This is a genomic window from Thalassolituus oleivorans MIL-1 (assembly GCF_000355675.1).
GTDB classification, from domain to species: domain Bacteria; phylum Pseudomonadota; class Gammaproteobacteria; order Pseudomonadales; family Oceanobacteraceae; genus Thalassolituus; species Thalassolituus oleivorans.
The window spans coordinates 2,698,004-2,715,706 of the sequence record NC_020888.1 but is presented as its reverse complement, the minus strand read 5'-3'; the positions used below and the strand labels follow the sequence as shown (position 1 = coordinate 2,715,706).

15 protein-coding genes are annotated in these 17,703 nt (G+C 44.9%); 12 read left to right on the top strand and 3 right to left on the bottom strand.

Features of this window, described 5'->3' with window-relative positions; genetic code table 11:
- Positions 1-2,982, top strand: a complete 2,982-nt coding sequence (flgK, locus tag TOL_RS12460) for a flagellar hook-associated protein FlgK (RefSeq protein ID WP_015487696.1) — start codon at positions 1-3, stop codon at positions 2,980-2,982.
- Positions 2,983-2,991: 9 nt separating this feature from the next.
- Complete coding sequence (gene flgL / locus TOL_RS12455; RefSeq protein WP_015487695.1) at positions 2,992-4,230, top strand: flagellar hook-associated protein FlgL; 1,239 nt, start codon at positions 2,992-2,994, stop codon at positions 4,228-4,230.
- Positions 4,231-4,715: 485 nt separating this feature from the next.
- Here flgL and TOL_RS12450 read toward each other — a convergent pair whose 3' ends face one another.
- The 3 genes from TOL_RS12450 to TOL_RS12440 form a co-directional block, all read right to left on the bottom strand.
- Positions 4,716-5,375 carry a metallophosphoesterase gene (locus TOL_RS12450; protein ID WP_015487694.1) on the bottom strand — a complete coding sequence of 220 codons (660 nt, stop codon included), beginning with the start codon at positions 5,373-5,375 and terminating at the stop codon, positions 4,716-4,718.
- Entirely contained in the window at positions 5,372-6,727 is a 1,356-nt protein-coding gene (locus TOL_RS12445) for an O-antigen ligase family protein (RefSeq protein ID WP_015487693.1), read from the bottom strand. Before TOL_RS12445 ends, TOL_RS12450 begins: the two co-directional genes overlap by 4 nt.
- A 534-nt stretch (positions 6,728-7,261) precedes the next feature.
- Positions 7,262-7,954: a hypothetical protein gene (locus tag TOL_RS12440; RefSeq protein ID WP_015487692.1), complete on the bottom strand. Its 693-nt coding sequence runs from the start codon at positions 7,952-7,954 to the stop codon at positions 7,262-7,264.
- An 803-nt stretch (positions 7,955-8,757) separates the two neighbouring features.
- Between TOL_RS12440 and cysC the strand changes: the two genes are divergently transcribed.
- From cysC to gmd, 10 genes are all read left to right on the top strand, one after another.
- Complete coding sequence (gene cysC / locus TOL_RS12435) at positions 8,758-9,372, top strand: adenylyl-sulfate kinase (protein WP_015487690.1); 615 nt, start codon at positions 8,758-8,760, stop codon at positions 9,370-9,372.
- Between the two features lie 31 nt (positions 9,373-9,403).
- Positions 9,404-10,390 (top strand): hypothetical protein, encoded by a 987-nt coding sequence (locus tag TOL_RS12430; protein ID WP_015487689.1) that lies wholly within the window; start codon positions 9,404-9,406, stop codon positions 10,388-10,390.
- A 219-nt stretch (positions 10,391-10,609) separates the two neighbouring features.
- On the top strand, positions 10,610-10,903 hold the full coding sequence (locus tag TOL_RS12425) for a hypothetical protein (protein ID WP_015487688.1): 294 nt from the start codon (positions 10,610-10,612) through the stop codon (positions 10,901-10,903).
- 120 nt (positions 10,904-11,023) lie between these two features.
- Entirely contained in the window at positions 11,024-11,761 is a 738-nt protein-coding gene (locus TOL_RS12420; protein WP_015487687.1) for a putative capsular polysaccharide synthesis family protein, read from the top strand.
- Positions 11,746-13,002, top strand: a complete 1,257-nt coding sequence (locus TOL_RS12415) for a hypothetical protein (protein ID WP_015487686.1) — start codon at positions 11,746-11,748, stop codon at positions 13,000-13,002. Before TOL_RS12420 ends, TOL_RS12415 begins: the two co-directional genes overlap by 16 nt.
- 88 nt (positions 13,003-13,090) lie before the next feature.
- Positions 13,091-14,236 (top strand): hypothetical protein, encoded by a 1,146-nt coding sequence (locus TOL_RS12410; protein WP_015487685.1) that lies wholly within the window; start codon positions 13,091-13,093, stop codon positions 14,234-14,236.
- The gene (locus TOL_RS12405) at positions 14,220-14,753 is read left to right on the top strand and encodes an acyltransferase (protein ID WP_015487684.1); all 534 of its coding nucleotides are present in this window, start codon (positions 14,220-14,222) and stop codon (positions 14,751-14,753) included. Before TOL_RS12410 ends, TOL_RS12405 begins: the two co-directional genes overlap by 17 nt.
- A 4-nt stretch (positions 14,754-14,757) precedes the next feature.
- Positions 14,758-15,327, top strand: coding sequence for a putative colanic acid biosynthesis acetyltransferase (locus tag TOL_RS12400; RefSeq protein WP_015487683.1), 570 nt, complete (start codon positions 14,758-14,760; stop codon positions 15,325-15,327).
- Positions 15,302-16,528, top strand: coding sequence for a glycosyltransferase WbuB (locus TOL_RS12395; RefSeq protein ID WP_015487682.1), 1,227 nt, complete (start codon positions 15,302-15,304; stop codon positions 16,526-16,528). Before TOL_RS12400 ends, TOL_RS12395 begins: the two co-directional genes overlap by 26 nt.
- A gap of 48 nt (positions 16,529-16,576) precedes the next feature.
- Positions 16,577-17,701: a GDP-mannose 4,6-dehydratase gene (gene gmd / locus TOL_RS12390; RefSeq protein ID WP_015487681.1), complete on the top strand. Its 1,125-nt coding sequence runs from the start codon at positions 16,577-16,579 to the stop codon at positions 17,699-17,701.
- The last annotated feature ends 2 nt before the right edge of the window (positions 17,702-17,703 follow it).

The following is a 17,703-nucleotide window of genomic DNA, read 5'->3' as shown; positions in this document are numbered from 1 at the left end:
ATGGGCGATATTTTAAGTGTTGGTATTTCAGGTTTAAAAGCGCACCAAGCTGCGTTAACCATTACCGGTAACAACATTACCAACGCCGGAACCGAAGGTTATAGCCGCCAAGAAGTTAGCTTTGGCGAAAACGATTCCCAGTTTTCTGCCGGTGTATGGGTAGGTTCGGGCGTTAATGTCGATTCTGTTCGTCGCGTCTACGACCAATTTTTAACCGAACAAGTACGCCTTGATACCTCCACATTTAACGAATTTAACGCGCTCGCGGTCAACGCCTCACAAATCGACAGCCTACTGGCCGATGCGGGCACCGGTTTACAACCGGGCTTAGAAAACTTATTTGGTGCCCTGCAATCATCGGTTGACGATCCATCATCGCTCGCCGCTCGTGAAGTAGTCATCAGCGAAGCCAACAGCTTAATCGACCGCTTTACTACCATCTCAGATCGTTTAAATGCTCAAAACGACATTATTAACGGCCAAATGGAAGTCATTGCCGGTGAAATTACCACCATTGCTGAAGCCATCGCTGAGCTCAACGAACAAATCTCGTTTGCTACCGCATCAGCTCAAGGTAACGAACCCAGCGAAATGCTCGATCAGCGCGACCGCCTATTAAAACAATTATCAGAGTACGTAGAAGTGAACGTCGTCGAACAAGACGGTTCATCGATCAACGTATTTATTGGTAATGGCCAGTCGTTAGTAATTGGTAATGATTTTAACGAAGTATTTACCGACATTGGTGCCAACGACCCATCCCGTGTTGATATCTATTTTCGTAAAGGAAATTCCGTGCAAAACGTCACCCGTGAAATTACCGGTGGACAGCTTGGCGGTATTCTAGATTTTCGCGAACAAGTACTCGATCCTACTATGAATGGTCTTGGTCGCATCGCGCTCACCATAGCGCAAACAATGAACGACCAGCATAAATTAGGTATCGACTACGATGGCTTAAAAGGTGAAAACTTTTTTGAAGACATTAACGATCCATTAAAAACCTACGAGCGTGTATTGGGTGATCGTAACAATGCCCAACCGAACGACCGCATTATGTCGGTACATATTATCGACGCCGGTGAACTTACAACCAGCGACTACGAAGTCGAATTTCCAGGGCCAGACGACTTCACCTACCGCATAAAACGCTTAAGTGACAATAAAATATTAGAAACCAACTCCCTCAGTGGCGGCTTTCCCGACAGTATCGAAGTCGATGGTTTTGAAATTCGTTTTGAAAGTGGTTCGTTTCAAAAAGGCGACAACTTCTTACTGACACCAACGCGTAACGAAGCCGCAAAAATAGACATGAACATCACCCGCGCTGAGCAATTAGCGCTGGCGTCTCCTATTGTTACCGATGCAGCCATTGGTAACCGTGGTAGTGGTGAAATAACCCAAGGTGAAGTTTACGACACCAACACCACCTATCTAATGAATGAAGGCGAACTCGACCCGCCACTCATTATTCGATTTACATCGCCAACCACCTACGACGTATTGGACAACACCGACCCAGGTAATCCGATACCATTATTTCCACCATTAATGAACCAAACCTTTGTGCCGGGTATTAGCAACTCCATGTTGCCAGCCGACGAAGGCAAAACTGCATTTACCAGTTTTGGTGGCGTACTACCGACAAAGCCAACCTATCAGGCGGCATCCCCCGCTGCGATAGTCGACTCAGTTAATGGTTTCTTTCCAGAACGTATTGGTATCAGCTATACCAATCCAACGACCGGAAAAGTAACCACACAGCCCACATTAATTACCTCAATAAATGCTTCTGCAAAAGAAATTGCCCAAGCATTAAGTAAGCGCGACGGGGTAGAAGCATCGGCGCGTACCACCGTCGAAATAACCGGAATTACCAACGATCCTAACCCCTTCCAAGACATGGTGATTAGCGTTAATGGCATCGTGCTTACCGACACACTTGGCCCTAACCAAACCAAATACTCCAGCGGCTACCCAGAAGAAGTCCCAGATCCTATTACTCTTGATTTCTTAGCCGAACGAATTAACGCCAACATCGACTTTCAAGATCAAGGCTTAGTCGCACGCAGCGACGGCGCTAAACTAACCATTATTTCGCTCGATGGTGAAGACGTTAACCTAGAAATTACCGGTGATGTAGGAGACGGATTTTCCGTAGGCAACGGCGAATATACCGACCTTCGTGAAACCGGCAATGCCACCTTTACCGCATTGAGTGAATACGAAGGCTACGATTTTAGCGAAGGCGGGCCGTATACCTACGAATTTGACGTACCGGGGCAGGGCACTTTTAGTATCGAAATGACCGGCACTTACGCCACAGGCGATGAACTGCTTGATGGTATTCGAACCGAACTCGAAAACTCCGGTTACGTATTTTCAGGCAACCTAGACGTCGGCATTAACGAACGTGGAAAAATCAGCTTTACGCCGCGCTTAGAAATGAACGCAACCGGCATTAATGGCTCATCCAAGCTCACTATGGGTGGCCAACTAAAAGTCGTGCTCGACGAAAATTACAGCCTTAGCATTGCTCCGCCGGGCAATAATTTATTCGACACCGACCCCGTCGGCGAACCCGTGCATTTTGGTTTTGACGTTAATGTATCGGGCTTAGCCCAGGCCGGAGATGAATTTACCATCGAATTTAACACCGATGGCACCTCCGATAGTCGTAACGGATCGTCAATGGCCGCGTTGCAAACAGAAGACTCTATTAGCGGAAATACCAGTTATACCGAAGCTTACGCACGCTTAGTAGAAGTCGTAGGCTCAGTAACCAGTCGGTCGCAAATTAACCGCGACTCCGCCGAAGTATTATTGCGCAACTCGCAAAATGCAGTCGACAGTAACTCCGGCGTAAACCTTGATGAAGAAGCAGCAGCCCTAATTAAATACGAATTGGCCTACAACGCCAGCGCGCAGGTAATTCAGGTGGCACGGCAAATCTTCGACACATTAATTAGCACATTCCGATAGGAGCAGATTATGCGCGTCGCAACTTTGCAGTCATTTAATAGCGGCTTAAACTCGATATTGGATAATCAATCATCAGTTAATAAAACCCAGCAACAAGTATCTTCGGGTCGCCGTGTTTTAACTCCGGCTGATGATCCTATTGCCTCGACTAAAATTTTACAGTTGCAGCAAGATATCGCTCAGCGGGATCAATACGACCGCAATATGACCGCGGCAGAAAACCGCCTAAAACTCGAAGAAGCGACTTTATCGTCGATAACCGACAACCTAACGCGGCTACAAGAACTCACCGTTAACGCCGGTGGTGGTACACTCACGCAAACCGACCGCCAAGCAATCAGCTCAGAAATTAATCAGCTAGAAAAAAGTCTAGCCAGTTTATTTAATACCCGTGATCCCAACGGTGAATTTATTTTTGCTGGATTTAAAGGAAAAAATCCACCATTCGAACAACAAGCTAATGGTCGCTATGCCTATAAAGGCGACGAAGGTCAACGTTTCTTATCCATTGGCGACACCACCAACGTTGCTACCGGTGATAGCGGTAAATCATTATTTATCGACGTACGTGCCGCTAAAAATACGTTTACCACACAAATAAATCCATTAAATACCGGCGATGCTCAGGTGAATGCAGGGTTTGTAGTCGACGAAGAAGCCTACGCCGACTTCTATCCCGACGATATCATCATAACGTTTAACCAAGAATCCGCCATCAGCCCACCAGGGCCAAATTACACCGCACGCAGAGCCTCTGATAATCACGTTATCGAAGGCAAAGTAAATGTCGGCTACACAGGCTCGAAAGACATCGTAGTCGCAGGCGTCAGCATGACAGTGTATGGCAACCCAGAACCCGGCGACGAAGTGCTGGCAAAATCAACGCCCAAGCAAAGTATCACCGACACCGTATTTCGCTTACGCCAAGGACTGGATTCGCTGGAAGACAACCCAGAAGATTCAGCGACCCTAGATATCTTGATCGAAGACACCCTAACCAACCTCGCATTTGCACAATCATCAATATCCGAAGTGCGTAGCCAAGTTGGCGCGCGATTAAACGTCATCGACAACACGCGTAATTTAAGCGACGACGTAAAATTAGTAAGCCAAGCGGTACTATCAGAATTATCAGACGTGGATTTTGCCGAAGCCGTCAGCAGGCTATCGCTGCAAACGTTTTTATTAGAAGCAGCGCAGCAAAGCTACACCACCATATCGCGATTATCCTTGTTTAATCAGTTGTAGGAGCGATTAACCGAATGTTTTTTTGTAGGAGCGACTCAACGAACGTATTTTATGTAGGAGCGACTCAACGAACGTATTTTGTTCGTAGTCGCGATAAGCAGTGATTCTATCAACACCGCCAATCGGCACTGCTCGCTGTCGCTCCCTGAGTACCTCCTACAGTACCTCCTAAAGATTTCTTCAAATCTGATGAATCAATAATTCCTGTAGGAACGACTCAACGAACGCTTTTTGTTCGTAGTCGCGATAAACGATGATTCTATCAACGCCATTAATCGGCACTGCTCGCTGTCGCTCCCTGAGTACCTCCTACAGATTTCTTCAAATCTGATGAATCAATAATTCCTGTAGGAGCGACTCAACGAACGCTTTTTGTGTAGGAGCGACTCAACGAACGCTTTTTGTGTAGGAGTGACTCAACGAACGCTTTTTGTGTAGGAGCGACTCAACGAACGCTTTTTGTTCGTAGTCGCGACAGAACACCACTACAACTCTTTAATCACCAAATCATTACCGAGATACGCGCCGCGCTCGATATAAAACCGATTCCCTAACTGCAAATCGCCGCCATTCACATTATGCCCATGAATTAAATAATCAATTCCGTTCACCACGTGACGCGACTGGCACTGAAACTGGCTGCGCGACCAAATACACTTCTCTAACAACTCGGGCGTTAAATGGCCAAACTCTTGCCAATGTGAATGCGGATAATCAGCATGAATAATTCCGTAACGGCTACCGTCGCTGCCTTCTACCTCAATCGCCAACGGCAAGGCCTCAATCGCATCAAACCAATCATCCCAAAGGGCAGGGGAGGTTTGCGTAATCCAATCACCGCCATGATTTAACCATGCCATGCGATGACGGCTGCTTTTATAACGCATACCGTTAATCATCAAATATTCATGATTACCAATCACCGAAAAAAACCAAGGCTCGTTTAATAAATTAAGTGCCTCAGCCGACTCAGGCCCGCGATCAATTAAATCACCAACACAAATAACGCGATCTACAGCAGAGTTAAAATTAAGAGCCGCCAACTGATCATGTAATTTAGTAACATGACCATGCAGATCACCCACCACAAAATCACGGCCTTGAGTGTTTTTTTCTAATTTGAGAAGTGTAGCTTTTAATTTCATCCGTTATGAGCGCTCCGGCTCCTCCTTATTTCAGGTGCCTTCTCCGATTTGTGTGGAGTCCACCTAGCCACTGCAGCTAAAGCCAGCAACAGCACAAACATATAGGCATTAGCAGGGATCTGAAGGTTAAAATCCACCGCAGAATGAATCAGCAATGCAATAATCCCCATGCAAGCCCCGAATCCTACTCCTTTAAAGAGCTCACTGTTACGTTTAACCATCGCCATGATTGCCCACCAGATGCTGATCAACACCGCTAGCGCCAACAGCAAAAATGCCGGCAATCCAAATTCAGCCATAAACTGCGCATGATCGTTGTGCGCATTGTTGTAAATACGGTCGGCCTTAATGTCATCACTTTTATAAGCAGGATAACTATAAATAAACGTGCCCGCCCCGATCCCCGCCAGTAAATGATCGCGGGCAATTTGCAAGGTATCGCGGGTTACCTCATCGCGACTCTCGGTTTCAGACGTCGTGTTTTGCAAACGCTCCGCCACTTTTTCAACACCAAAAAACGTACCCACAATCGCAATATCAATCACCAGCAAGCTCGATAATAGAATTGTCGTCGACAACGTCTTATTGCGCATCAACACCAAGGCCAAGCCACCGGTAATCATCAAACTGGCAAAAAATGCCGTATTACCCATGCGTGAGCGCGTAAGCACTAAGGCAATCACCATAATCGCCAGCAATAAACGCAACAGCACCTTAGTGCTTAGCAACATGCGAACCAACTGGCGCAAACGCTGGCGAAACGATCCGCGATACTGAGTAGACTGAGCCAACAACAGCCCAATACCCAGCGCCAGCGCCATCTCTAAGTAGCCTGCCAAATGATTGCGGTTAATGTATGTACCCGTTGCCAAACCGCGATAAGCCGACTTCTCGATAAAAAAGCCCAACTCCCAACCAGTGAGTACCATCAGCGCACCAAAAACAGCCTGAAACGCCGCTGCCAACACCACAATCCAAATGGCCCGTGTTACCCGCCTGCGCGAATCTAAATTCAACAAAGCCAACGCAAAAAACGACGTAAGGCCAATGCCCTTTAATAAGCTTTGATACGTTTCAAAAACCGACACCGACGTCGGCCATAACCATTGGAAGAACACCCAAACCTGCACCGCAGCCAACAACCCCAACACCGGCAAAGCACGCGTAAACGCAACAGGAAGAGTCAAAGAAGGAAGATGATTAACCGATTGAAATAACAAACGCTCGCGCAAATCCAACGCCAGCAACACCATCGCCGTAACAGCAAACCAAGGCCACACCCAATCAGCAGCACCACCAAAAGGAAGGGGAAGAATAAACAGCAACGCCTGAAAACAGCCCCAACGGGTCATAAATCATCCTTGTTGAAACAAAAAACGAATATTACCACGTAGGTAGGAATGTTCATCCTGTAGGAGCGACTCAACGAACGTATTATATGTAGGATCGACTCAACGAACGTTTTTTATGTAGGAGCGACTCAACGAACGGTATTTCTGTAGGATCGACTCAACGAACGTTTTTTATGTAGGAGCGACTCAACGAACGCTTTTTGTTCGTAGTCGCGATAAACCTTGACCAATCGGCACTGCTCGCTGCCGCTCCCTGAGTACCTCCTACAGATTTCTTCAAATTTGATGAATCAATCTTTTCATGTAGGAGCGACTCAACGAACGTATTATATGTAGGAGCGACTCAACGAACGTATTATATGTAGGAGCGACTCAACGAACGTATTTTATGTAGGAGCGAAACTTTTTCGCGATTGGCGTCGCGGATAAACGGAACGCCGCCCGGATCGCTCCTACGGTGCCTGATTTCCACCAAACAACAGCCAAAAAAAAACCCGGCGAACCGGGTTTTTTACACTCAACTACCTAAACTAATTAGCCGCGATTTGCAGGGCTGATAGCAGGTGGAGGAGTAGGAACTGTAGGCAGAACGATTGGCGTTGGGTTAGTCGTTTGACCCGGCGCAGTACCGTTTTGACCAGGAGTATTACCCGCTAAACCAGGAGCAGTACCGTTTTGGCCAGGTGCATTCGGGTTACCAGCAGCAGTTGCAGCAGCAGATGCGATACCAGCAGACGCAACATCAGGAGAAACGCCAGCAGCCAAAGCAGCAGCAGTAACGGTAGCAGTGTCAGCGCCAGAAGCAGAAGCACCCTGAACAGCAACAATCGAAGGAACGCCAGCAGCAGAAGCAGCAGAGATCACAGAAGAAAGTGAAACACCGTTAGCAGTAGCAGCAGAAGAAACAGCAGCAACCGCATCTGCTTGGCTTACGCCTTCAACAGAAAGAGCAGCAGCCATAACAGCGTTAACGTCGGCACCAGAAGCGAAAGCAACGCTTGCCGCAGCAGTCATTGCATCAGCAACAGAAACGCCAGCCGCTTGCATTTGAGCCATGATGTCAGCATCACAACCGCCACCACAAGCAGCAGAAGCAGCCGCATAGGCTTCTTGTACAGACATGCCGCTAGCCAAGTTAGCAGCAATATCAGAACCATTCACAGCATCTTCAGCTGATGCAGTCGTGAATGCAGCAGCAAGGAGAATCCCTGTAAGTAATTTACGCATAGTCTTTATCCTTACGTGTTAAAGCTTAATTTGTGACCATTCTATAGTGAGTATCAACAACTGCCAACACATGCTTACAAAAAAAGTTAGTTAAAGAAGGCCAAACGTCGGCAATGTCATAAACCTTACAAAATATTTAATGAACAAAGGTTATTTATAAGCCGAATGCACCCGTAGGAGCGACCCCAACCCTGTAGGAGCGACTCAACGAACGCTTTTTGTTCGTAGTCGCGATCAACCCTGCCCAATCGGCACTGCTCGCTGTCGCTCCCTGAGTACCTCCTACATATATCTCCTCATTTGATCAATCTTTCCCGTAGGAGCGACTCAACGAACGTTTTTTGTTCGTAGTCGCGATCAACCCTGACCAATCGGCACTGCTCGCTATCGCTCCCTGAGTACCTCCTACAGATACCTCCTCATTTGATCAATCTTTCCTGTAGGAGCGACTCAACGAACGCTTTTTATGTAGGAGCGACTCAACGAACGTTTTTTGTGTAGGAGCGACTCAACGAACGCTTTTTGTTCGTAGTCGCGATCAACCCTAACCAATCGGCACTGCTCGCTGTCGCTCCCTGAGTACCTCCTACAGAATCCAGAGCACCTCCTACAGAATCCTGAGCACCTCCTACAGAATCCAGAACACCTCCTACAACCCCCCATTGAACACATTGACTGACTTACGTCTATTAACGCCACATTCCGGTGCATGCTTTGTTTCTTTCCCTGCCGTTCTTTAGTAATGTTCGCCCCTGTTACACGCCCTTACAAAACGCCAGTGGCTAATGCCAAGGAGACCTACAATGACAGCAAGCAATATCGTATGGCACGCATCCGCCGTAACGAAGCAAACACGGTCGGCTCTAAACAAACAAAAGCCATGCGTATTGTGGTTCACCGGTTACAGCGGTGCGGGTAAATCCACCATTGCCAACGCCGTAGAACAGCGCCTTGCCAGTCTCCAGCAGCACACCTATTTATTAGACGGCGACAACGTTCGTCACGGCCTAAACAAAGATCTTGGTTTTACCGATGAGGCCCGAGTGGAAAACATCCGTCGCATCGGCGAAGTCGCTAAACTCTTCGTAGACGCAGGCATCATCGTACTATCGGCATTTATTTCTCCATTCCGCGCCGAGCGTCAAATGGTGCGCGAACTAGTAGAAGAAGGGGAGTTCATAGAAGTATTCATGGACACCCCATTAGCCACCTGCGAACAGCGTGACCCGAAAGGCCTTTACCTAAAAGCACGCGCGGGCGAAATTAAAAACTTCACGGGTATCGACTCCGACTACGAGCCGCCGATCAACCCAGAAGTAACGCTCGATACCTCAAGCATGAGCATCGATGAATGTGTAGAAATCGTGCTAGCGCACCTAGTAAACGTGGGCGTGTTGCCCAACTATCGCGCAGCCTAAATAACAGCGCGCAGCATAAGGAACCCAGCACATGGCAGATTATGATCTATTTAATGGCGATGCCGACGGCATATGCTCACTCGTGCAACTGCGATTAGCCGAACCACGCATCAGCACATTAATTACCGGCATCAAGCGCGATATTAAATTGATGGGTCACATCCGCCCTGAAGCAGGCGACCGCATTACCGTGCTCGACGTTAGCATGGAAAAAAACCAAAAAGGTCTACACGCCGCCCTCGAAGCAGGCGCGACCGTATTTTATGCCGACCACCATCAAAGCGGTGACATACCCGATCACCCAGCCCTTAGCGCCCACATTAATACTGCCTCTAATACCTGCACGGCATTAATTGTGGATTATTACCTAGAAGGTAAATACCGCGACTGGGCCATCGTAGCCGCCTACGGCGACAACATTACCCAAGTAGCCGAAGAGCTAGCCAACCAAGCAGGCTACAACACCGCACAAAAACTCATGCTCGAACAACTCGGCGTAGGCATGAACTACAACGGCTACGGCGCCAGCCTAGACGACCTGTTTTATCACCCCGCCGAACTGTTCCGCATTGCCGTGCAGTACGATTCACCATTCGACATGATCGAAACACGCCAAGACGTCTACCGCACCCTAACCGTCGGCTACCAAGAAGACATGGACAAAGGCCTAAGCATTACCCCATACAGCGAAACCCACCCAGGCGAAGAAAAGGGTGCCGCTATGATGATACTGCCGAACGAACAATGGGCACGACGCATCAGTGGCGTACTCGGCAACGAACTAGCCAACCGCTTCCCGGATCGTGCGCACGCCATCCTTACCGAACTGCCAGAACCGCTAAACGGCGAAATGGCCTATTTAGTTAGCTTACGTGCCCCTAAAAACAACCTAACAGGTGCCGACAGCATCGCCGTTAAGTTTGGTGGTGGTGGTCGCAAAGGCGCAGCCGGTATCGACGTATTAGCCACCACGGATATGGATAAATTGGCTGATGCGTTAGCCGAGGCCTACGTTTAAGCTCAAATCAAAATTGCTGTAATAATGTGCCGTATTTTTGCTGAATGTCCCCAAATGTGTCAGGCATTGATTGAAGTGGTATAGCTGCAAGTAAGTCATTGATCACATTGCCCCTTTGCGCCAGTAAAGGCCGGTTGGCGTGTTCCAATTGTGGCCTAAATCTAGTACTGTTCGGCCTTCGATTTAACCCGCTAACCCCCGTCAGCAAGGAGAGTCTAGGTGTCTCAACACACCCTAGTAACAGGCAGGGCCACAAGGCTTATCAAGCTCGCTTTTGCGGCTGGGGCAAAGCTCAGTGCTGCTTTTATAGCCTTCGGGTTAACTGCGCTTGTAACCCGCAATATGTTAAACGACGAAGTGGGGCTGTTTCTTCTCGGATTCTCGCTGCTTGCAGTATTGTTGCAGTTTTTCAGTCTTAGGTTAGACAAGGTGCTTTGTTTTCTGAGCGCTCTCGGGGTTCGTGCTACGTCAAAAAAAGCTGCGCTGTGTTCAAGTTTGATTGTTCAGATATAGGTTGTTGTGGGTGTCGATTGGGGAATTTGAGGCTGTAGCTAGTGCTAATATATACGCATGAATGGTGTCTTAGTTACTGATTTTAATATGAAATTTAGAATCATTTTTAGGTGTTGAAATATGAATGATTTGGTTGTCTCTTATCAAATGGGGAAAGTTGGTTCGTCGTCTATAGTTGCTTCGATTCCTGGATGCAAGCAGTTCCACTCTTGGAGCTCTGAAGAGCCCATTATGTTTTTCTCCTCTCGAAATACCGGGAGCGGCTTGGGGCGGTTTAAGCAATATTTCAAATGGAAATTAGCTTATCGAAATTTGAGTAAATTGGTCGGTAGAGCGAAAGAAAATAATGGGCGAATTAAACTAATTATTGGAGTTCGAGAACCTGTATCTAGAAATATTTCGGGTTATTTTCAAAGTTTGATGAGTAGGGAAGAGGGAGTTGATCTTAGTCTGCTAATGGATATGTTTTATGCCTATTGCCCTCATCTATGTTCAGTGAAATGGTTTGATGTGGAATTAAGGCAGCGGTTAGGTATAGATGTATATAGCTATCCTTTTGATGTTGGTAATGGTTGGACGAGTTTTTCGGATGGGATTTACGATGTTTTTTTATATAGGCAGGAGAATTTGCGGGGACTTTCGAAAGAATTGGGTGACTTCTTGAATATTCCGGATTTTAAGTTGGTCGCAGTAAATGAAGGGGGCGAGAAATGGTCTGGTGATTTGTATTCGGATTTTTTGAAATCATTTACGCCATCGGAAGAGTATTTGGATCTGTTGTATAATACTGAGTACTTTCGCCATTTTTACGGAGATGCTTATAAGGAGGAAATGGAGAGGAAATGGTTGATTCGTTAAGTTCTAAGTTTTCGGTATTTGTATTTCTTGTATCAATAACATTTGTTATTTTTCTGTTATTTGATTCTTATTTGGGGCTGTATGGTGTCTTTCTTAGTTTAATATGTTTGATTGTCTGCCGTAGTTTTGTGACTATGATATTGGGGTTCTTGAATTTCTCTGTGTCTATAGCGTTCGATTACTATCTGCGAGTGTGGGGTTATGGTTATGAGTTCTATGATGGGCGGGGGGTAAGTGTTGAGTTGTTAGCAGCGATCTCGGTTCTATTGTTTTTGTATGTGCTTTTTCTCGATGTATATTTTGCATGTAGTCTGCGTGATCATAGCCTTAGGGGGGTTGTAATACCTCGATTAGAATATACGGCTCACAAAATTTTATATATTCCATTGTTATTGTCTGTAGGATTCTGTTCTGTATTTATATTTAAGAACTCTGGAAGTATGCTGTCTTCCGATTTTGATTTGCAGGAGTTGGAAAAGTATTCATTCTTGGAATATCTTTCTGTGGTAATATTTTTTCTACTAAGGGCTGATGTTTCAAAACGTCTAAGGAATTTAGCTTTCTTGGTGAGTTGTCTATTAGTTTTGTCCGCTATTATTGCATCCTATCGAATGGTTTCAATTATATATGTGATGTCGATTATTATATCGCTACTTCCTGGTAAGGCTATTAGTAGGTGGTTAATGTTGGCTTCCTGGGTTCTTTTGTATATTTTGATGGCGTTTATTAGTTATTATCGAGGCGGATCGTATGATATTGGTATTTCTCAAATTTTAGGTTATAAGGATTTTGGTTATCTCGACAATACTTTTAGTGGTGTTATAGAAACAGCCTTGATTTATAGTTCGATATATCAAAATTTAAACTTTATCGACAGATTCATGGAACTGATAGGTACGGTTTTACCTCTGCCAGGATCTTTGATTCCAAATCACATGATTTATTATTACGATTTGGCCAGTAAATATGTTGGGCGTATACCGGGAGGGGGGTTGCTCGCAGGTTTCGTTTGGTATTTTGACTATCTTTTACTTCTTTTTATAGTACCGTATTTTTATATGGTATATCGTAGGATTTTTCAAGGAGGAGGCCAATTTACTTTGGCTATGACTTTTGTTTTTTTTGTTTCTGTAAGTCGTTGGTGGCTTTATGGGCCCTATGTGTTATTCAAGTTTTTAGGGGTTTTCTTGATTTTTTTAGTTATTGAAAGAGTGGTCTCTCATTATGCAAAGGCCTATTAATAAATTTCAAATCCATGTGGCACTGAATTGTTTTAAGAATTCCTTTTTTCTTGGGGCGGTTGATCTTTCCAGTCCTTATAGGACTAAGATGTATATTCTGCGTTATTTTGAGCTATTCCGTTATATGGTTTATTGTTTTTTTTACGGGGTGGTGTGTGAGACTAAGTCTGCTGCTGAAAGAGAGTCTGGCTGTGTGTTATTTGTATATGGAGAGTATGCGTTAAAGCAATCTTCCTCAAGTGAGATTGTGCGTGTTTTTAATGATGTTACTGGTTCTCGGTGTGTGAATGTTTTAACTCGTGATGAATTGAGTCCATGGTTATTTTTGCATAAATTCACTTATTTTGTTCTGTATTTATTAAGAAGTAAACGCCTAGACTGGATCTCTTTAATTGTCTGTGCGGGGGCGGCTAAAGCTAGGTTTGATACAAAAGTGATTGGCCGATTTTTGTTCGATTTTAATGTTATTAAATTGGTTACTTTTTGTGATGCGATTGGGGCAGAAAATATTTTTGCACAAATTGTATCTGATGAGGATGTGGTGAGCTATACGCTACAACATGGGCAGTATAGAGGCTTGGAGGAAGTTAATTTCTCGCAAGATATTGAAGCTATTAGTAATTTCTGCAGTGATTATTTGTTTTGTTGGGGAGAAGCTACTGTTTGTGAATTTGAGAAGTATGGAATTGGCCGAGATAGAATGCTATGTGTTGGTCGCTTTATGGATCGGTCAAATTTAACTGTCGTTGATGAATTATCTAGTCATGGTTGTTTTGGTGTAGTTTTCTCCGGTGAGAATTCTAAGCTGAATAATTTTGATTTGGTGCGATTTTCAGAGTTGATAAGCTCTGCGAGTGGTTTGGGGTATTATGTTAAATTACACCCTTCGAATTCTCTTAAGGATTATTCGGATCTGTTTGGTTCTGGATTTGTTGGTGTAATTGATGACTCTAATGAATATTTCAAAAACACTCGGTTTTCTATTATGGCTATGACGGGGTTTTTCATTGAATGTATTGCGAGAAAACAAATTTTTTATGTATGTGATGTTGATGGTCTCGCTCCAGTATTTAGAAAGTTCTTACCTCAGCTTGATGTATGCTCTGAATTATCTAATCTTGGTAGTAAAGAATTGGACTTTTCGGCACTGAAGTTATTGTTTGATTCAAATGAATTTCAGGTTGAGATTGTTGTTAGTGAACTTTTTGGAGTCGGTAATGGAATATTTTTATAAATCAAGTTGGTTTTTTAGGTATTTACTCATTAGGTGGTTTTTTGGATCGTTTGGATTTCCGGGATATATTGGTCGACCTTTATACTTAAAAGGAATATTAGGCGCTAGATTTGGCCGTAGAGTTAGGATTTTCCCTAATAGCAGGATTGAGATTTTTCCGGGTGCTGTGTTAGATGTCCATGACGATGTCGCTATAGCCCAAGGTTTTCATGTGACTTGTAAGGGGCATCTTGTTATAAATAGTGGAGTCTGTATCGCTGCTAATGTGTGCATTACAGATATTAAGCATAGTTTTAAAAAAGTTGCTGGCGCTAATATATTGGCGCAGGAGGATGAGGTAATAAAAACTAGTATCGGTAAGAATTGTTTTATTGGTTATGGCGCGGTTATTGATGCTGGTACTGTTTTAGGGGAAGGGTGCATTGTTGGAGCTAATGCATATGTTAAAGGTGAGTATGAAGCGTATTCAGTCATTGCATCGGCCCCAGCGACCGTAAAATATAGATATCAGGAATGAATTTATGTATCAAATGTTATGCCGGTTTAATTTACCCAAGAACTTCAGAGGACGCTCGGGAGCTTTTGTACAACTTTGGTGGATGACCCAAAGTATCCTATTTGCTTCATCTCCTCAGTTTTTATACGGATGGCGAAACTGGTTACTACGTATTTTTGGTGCCAAGATTGGTAAGGGAGTAATTATTCGTCCTTCTGTTCGTATTACTTATCCATGGAAGTTAACCATTGGCGATTATGCTTGGATTGGTGATAATGTCGAGCTTTATACCTTAGGTGAAATAGTTATAGGCAATAATGCAGTGATTTCTCAGCGTAGTTATATTTGTACTGCTAGCCATGACCATACTAAACCCACTTTCGACATTTATTCAGTCAAAACCGTTATAGAAGATGAAGCGTGGGTTGCAACGGATGTTTACGTTGCACCAGGAGTAACGATTGGTAGAGGGGCCGTTATTGGCGCTCGCAGTTCGGTATTTTCTGATATGCCAGCAGGTATGATTTGTGTAGGTTCTCCTGCGAAGCCTATTAAGCCAAGGATTATGGATGAAAATTACGTTAGTCAGCCTTAATTACTCCCCCGAACTCACCGGCATCGGCAAATACAACGGTGAAATGGCACCTTGGTTTGTTGCTGCTGGCGATAATGTCGATGTAGTCTGTGCCCCTCCCTATTATCCTGAGTGGAAGGTCCATGCAGGCTATTCTGGCTTAAGTTATCGCACCTCAGTTGAAAATGGCGTTCGTGTTACTCGCTGCCCTCTGTATGTTCCTGCCCAGCCTTCTACTATTAAGCGTCTTTCACATTTAGCGTCGTTTGCTTTTACGTCTGGTTTGGCTTTGTTTGCAAAAGTATTTAAGCGCCCTGATGTTGTATTTGTTGTTGAGCCAACCTTATTTACTGTGCCTGTGACCTTGCTATTTTGTAAGCTCGTCGGTGCAAAATCTGTGTTGCATATTCAAGATTACGAAGTGGATGCCATGTTTGGTTTAGGTATGGCAGGTAAGGCCGGTTTTCTTGCTAGTGCAGCCTACAAAGTTGAGCGTTGGTTAATGCGCCGTTTTGATGCTGTATCTACCATCTCTTTCAGTATGATGACGAAAGCAGAACAGAAGGGCGTTGACCCTCAGCGATTAGTCTTCTTTCCTAATTGGTCAGATACCTCATTTGTTCATCCGAGTGTTGATGGATCTGATCTTCGTAAGTTATGGGGAGTTACTGAGTCACAAAAGATCGTTCTTTATGCTGGCAACATAGGCGCCAAGCAAGGTTTGGAACTGGTATTAGATGCCGCAGAACGGTATCTTTCACAACCAGATATTCGTTTTTTTTTGGTTGGTTCAGGCGCTTACGCCACTGAGTTGCAAAGTATGGCTACCCAGCGTGGTTTATCTAATGTTGAATTTAAGCCGTTACAAGCATGGGAAGATGTTCCAGCGATGTTGGCAATGGCCGATGTGCATTTGGTTGTTCAACGTAAGGGCGCTGCCGATGCGGTATTACCGTCTAAGTTAACCAATATTTTATCGGCAGGTGGCAATGCGGTGATTACTGCTGAGGCTGACACGGAGTTGGGAAGATTGGTAAACGAGTATCCCGGTATTTATAGCTGTGTAGAGCCGGAGAACGTCGCGTCATTTTGCCAAGGTTTAGAAACCGAACTGGCGAAATCAGGCGTTAACAGTGTTGCTCGTGAATACGCAGAAAAGAATTTGAATAAAGAAGCGATCTTAGGTCGTTTTCGTGAAGATTTATTAAGCCTTATTGGCTAAGAAAATTAACAAATAATTTTTAAATTTAAGTTTAAGGGACTATTTAATATGTCTAAAAAAGTAGCACTCATCACCGGCGTAACCGGCCAAGACGGTTCGTATTTAGCCGAATTTTTGTTAGAAAAAGGCTACGAAGTTCACGGTATCAAACGTCGTGCATCGTCATTAAATACTCAGCGTATCGATCATATTTATCAAGATACCCATGAAGAAAATGTTAATTTCTTCCTTCATTATGGCGATCTTACCGATACATCTAACCTGACGCGTATCTTAAAAGAAGTACAGCCAGATGAGGTGTACAATTTGGGTGCACAGTCTCACGTCGCAGTGTCGTTCGAAGCACCGGAGTACACTGCCGATGTGGATGCCATGGGCACTTTGCGTTTACTTGAAGCCATTCGCTTTTTGGGTTTGGAAAAGAAAACGCGTTTTTATCAAGCGTCTACCTCTGAGCTATACGGTTTAGTACAAGAAATTCCACAGAAAGAAACCACACCTTTCTATCCGCGCTCTCCTTATGCGGTTGCTAAAATGTACGCTTATTGGATTACGGTAAACTACCGTGAATCTTATGGTATGTACGCTTGCAACGGTATTCTGTTTAACCACGAATCTCCACGTCGTGGCGAAACCTTTGTTACCCGTAAAATCACTCGTGCATTAGCCAATATTTCTCAAGGGTTAGAAAAGTGTCTATACCTTGGCAACATGGATGCGCTGCGCGACTGGGGTCATGCTAAAGACTACGTGCGTATGCAGTGGATGATGTTGCAACAAGACGTTGCCGACGATTTCGTGATTGCTACTGGTAAGCAAATTCCAGTGCGCGAATTTGTGCGTATGTCGGCACAAGAGTTAGGTATTACTTTGCGCTTTGAAGGTACCGGCGTCGATGAAGTGGCTATCGTTGATAGCATCACCGGCGACAATGCGAATGCATTGAAAGCAGGCGATGTCATCGTTCGTGTTGATCCAAAGTACTTCCGTCCTGCAGAAGTTGAAACTCTATTGGGTGATCCAACCAAAGCGAAAGAAGTGTTGGGTTGGGTTCCAGAAATCACTGTCGAAGAGATGTGTGCTGAGATGGTTCAAAGCGACTTACAAAATGCCAAACAGCACGCCCTGCTTAAAAAGCACGGTTTTGATGTGTCTGTTGCTATCGAAAGCTGAGG

Coding starts and splice junctions, on each gene's coding strand:
- flgK (WP_015487696.1), top strand. CDS start 1: ATGGGCGATATTTTAAGTGTTGGTATTTCAGGTTTAAAAGCGCACCAA.
- flgL (WP_015487695.1), top strand. CDS start 2,992: ATGCGCGTCGCAACTTTGCAGTCATTTAATAGCGGCTTAAACTCGATA.
- TOL_RS12450 (WP_015487694.1), bottom strand. CDS start 5,375: ATGAAATTAAAAGCTACACTTCTCAAATTAGAAAAAAACACTCAAGGC.
- TOL_RS12445 (WP_015487693.1), bottom strand. CDS start 6,727: ATGACCCGTTGGGGCTGTTTTCAGGCGTTGCTGTTTATTCTTCCCCTT.
- TOL_RS12440 (WP_015487692.1), bottom strand. CDS start 7,954: ATGCGTAAATTACTTACAGGGATTCTCCTTGCTGCTGCATTCACGACT.
- cysC (WP_015487690.1), top strand. CDS start 8,758: ATGACAGCAAGCAATATCGTATGGCACGCATCCGCCGTAACGAAGCAA.
- TOL_RS12430 (WP_015487689.1), top strand. CDS start 9,404: ATGGCAGATTATGATCTATTTAATGGCGATGCCGACGGCATATGCTCA.
- TOL_RS12420 (WP_015487687.1), top strand. CDS start 11,024: ATGAATGATTTGGTTGTCTCTTATCAAATGGGGAAAGTTGGTTCGTCG.
- TOL_RS12415 (WP_015487686.1), top strand. CDS start 11,746: ATGGTTGATTCGTTAAGTTCTAAGTTTTCGGTATTTGTATTTCTTGTA.
- TOL_RS12410 (WP_015487685.1), top strand. CDS start 13,091: ATGTATATTCTGCGTTATTTTGAGCTATTCCGTTATATGGTTTATTGT.
- TOL_RS12405 (WP_015487684.1), top strand. CDS start 14,220: ATGGAATATTTTTATAAATCAAGTTGGTTTTTTAGGTATTTACTCATT.
- TOL_RS12400 (WP_015487683.1), top strand. CDS start 14,758: ATGTATCAAATGTTATGCCGGTTTAATTTACCCAAGAACTTCAGAGGA.
- TOL_RS12395 (WP_015487682.1), top strand. CDS start 15,302: ATGAAAATTACGTTAGTCAGCCTTAATTACTCCCCCGAACTCACCGGC.
- gmd (WP_015487681.1), top strand. CDS start 16,577: ATGTCTAAAAAAGTAGCACTCATCACCGGCGTAACCGGCCAAGACGGT.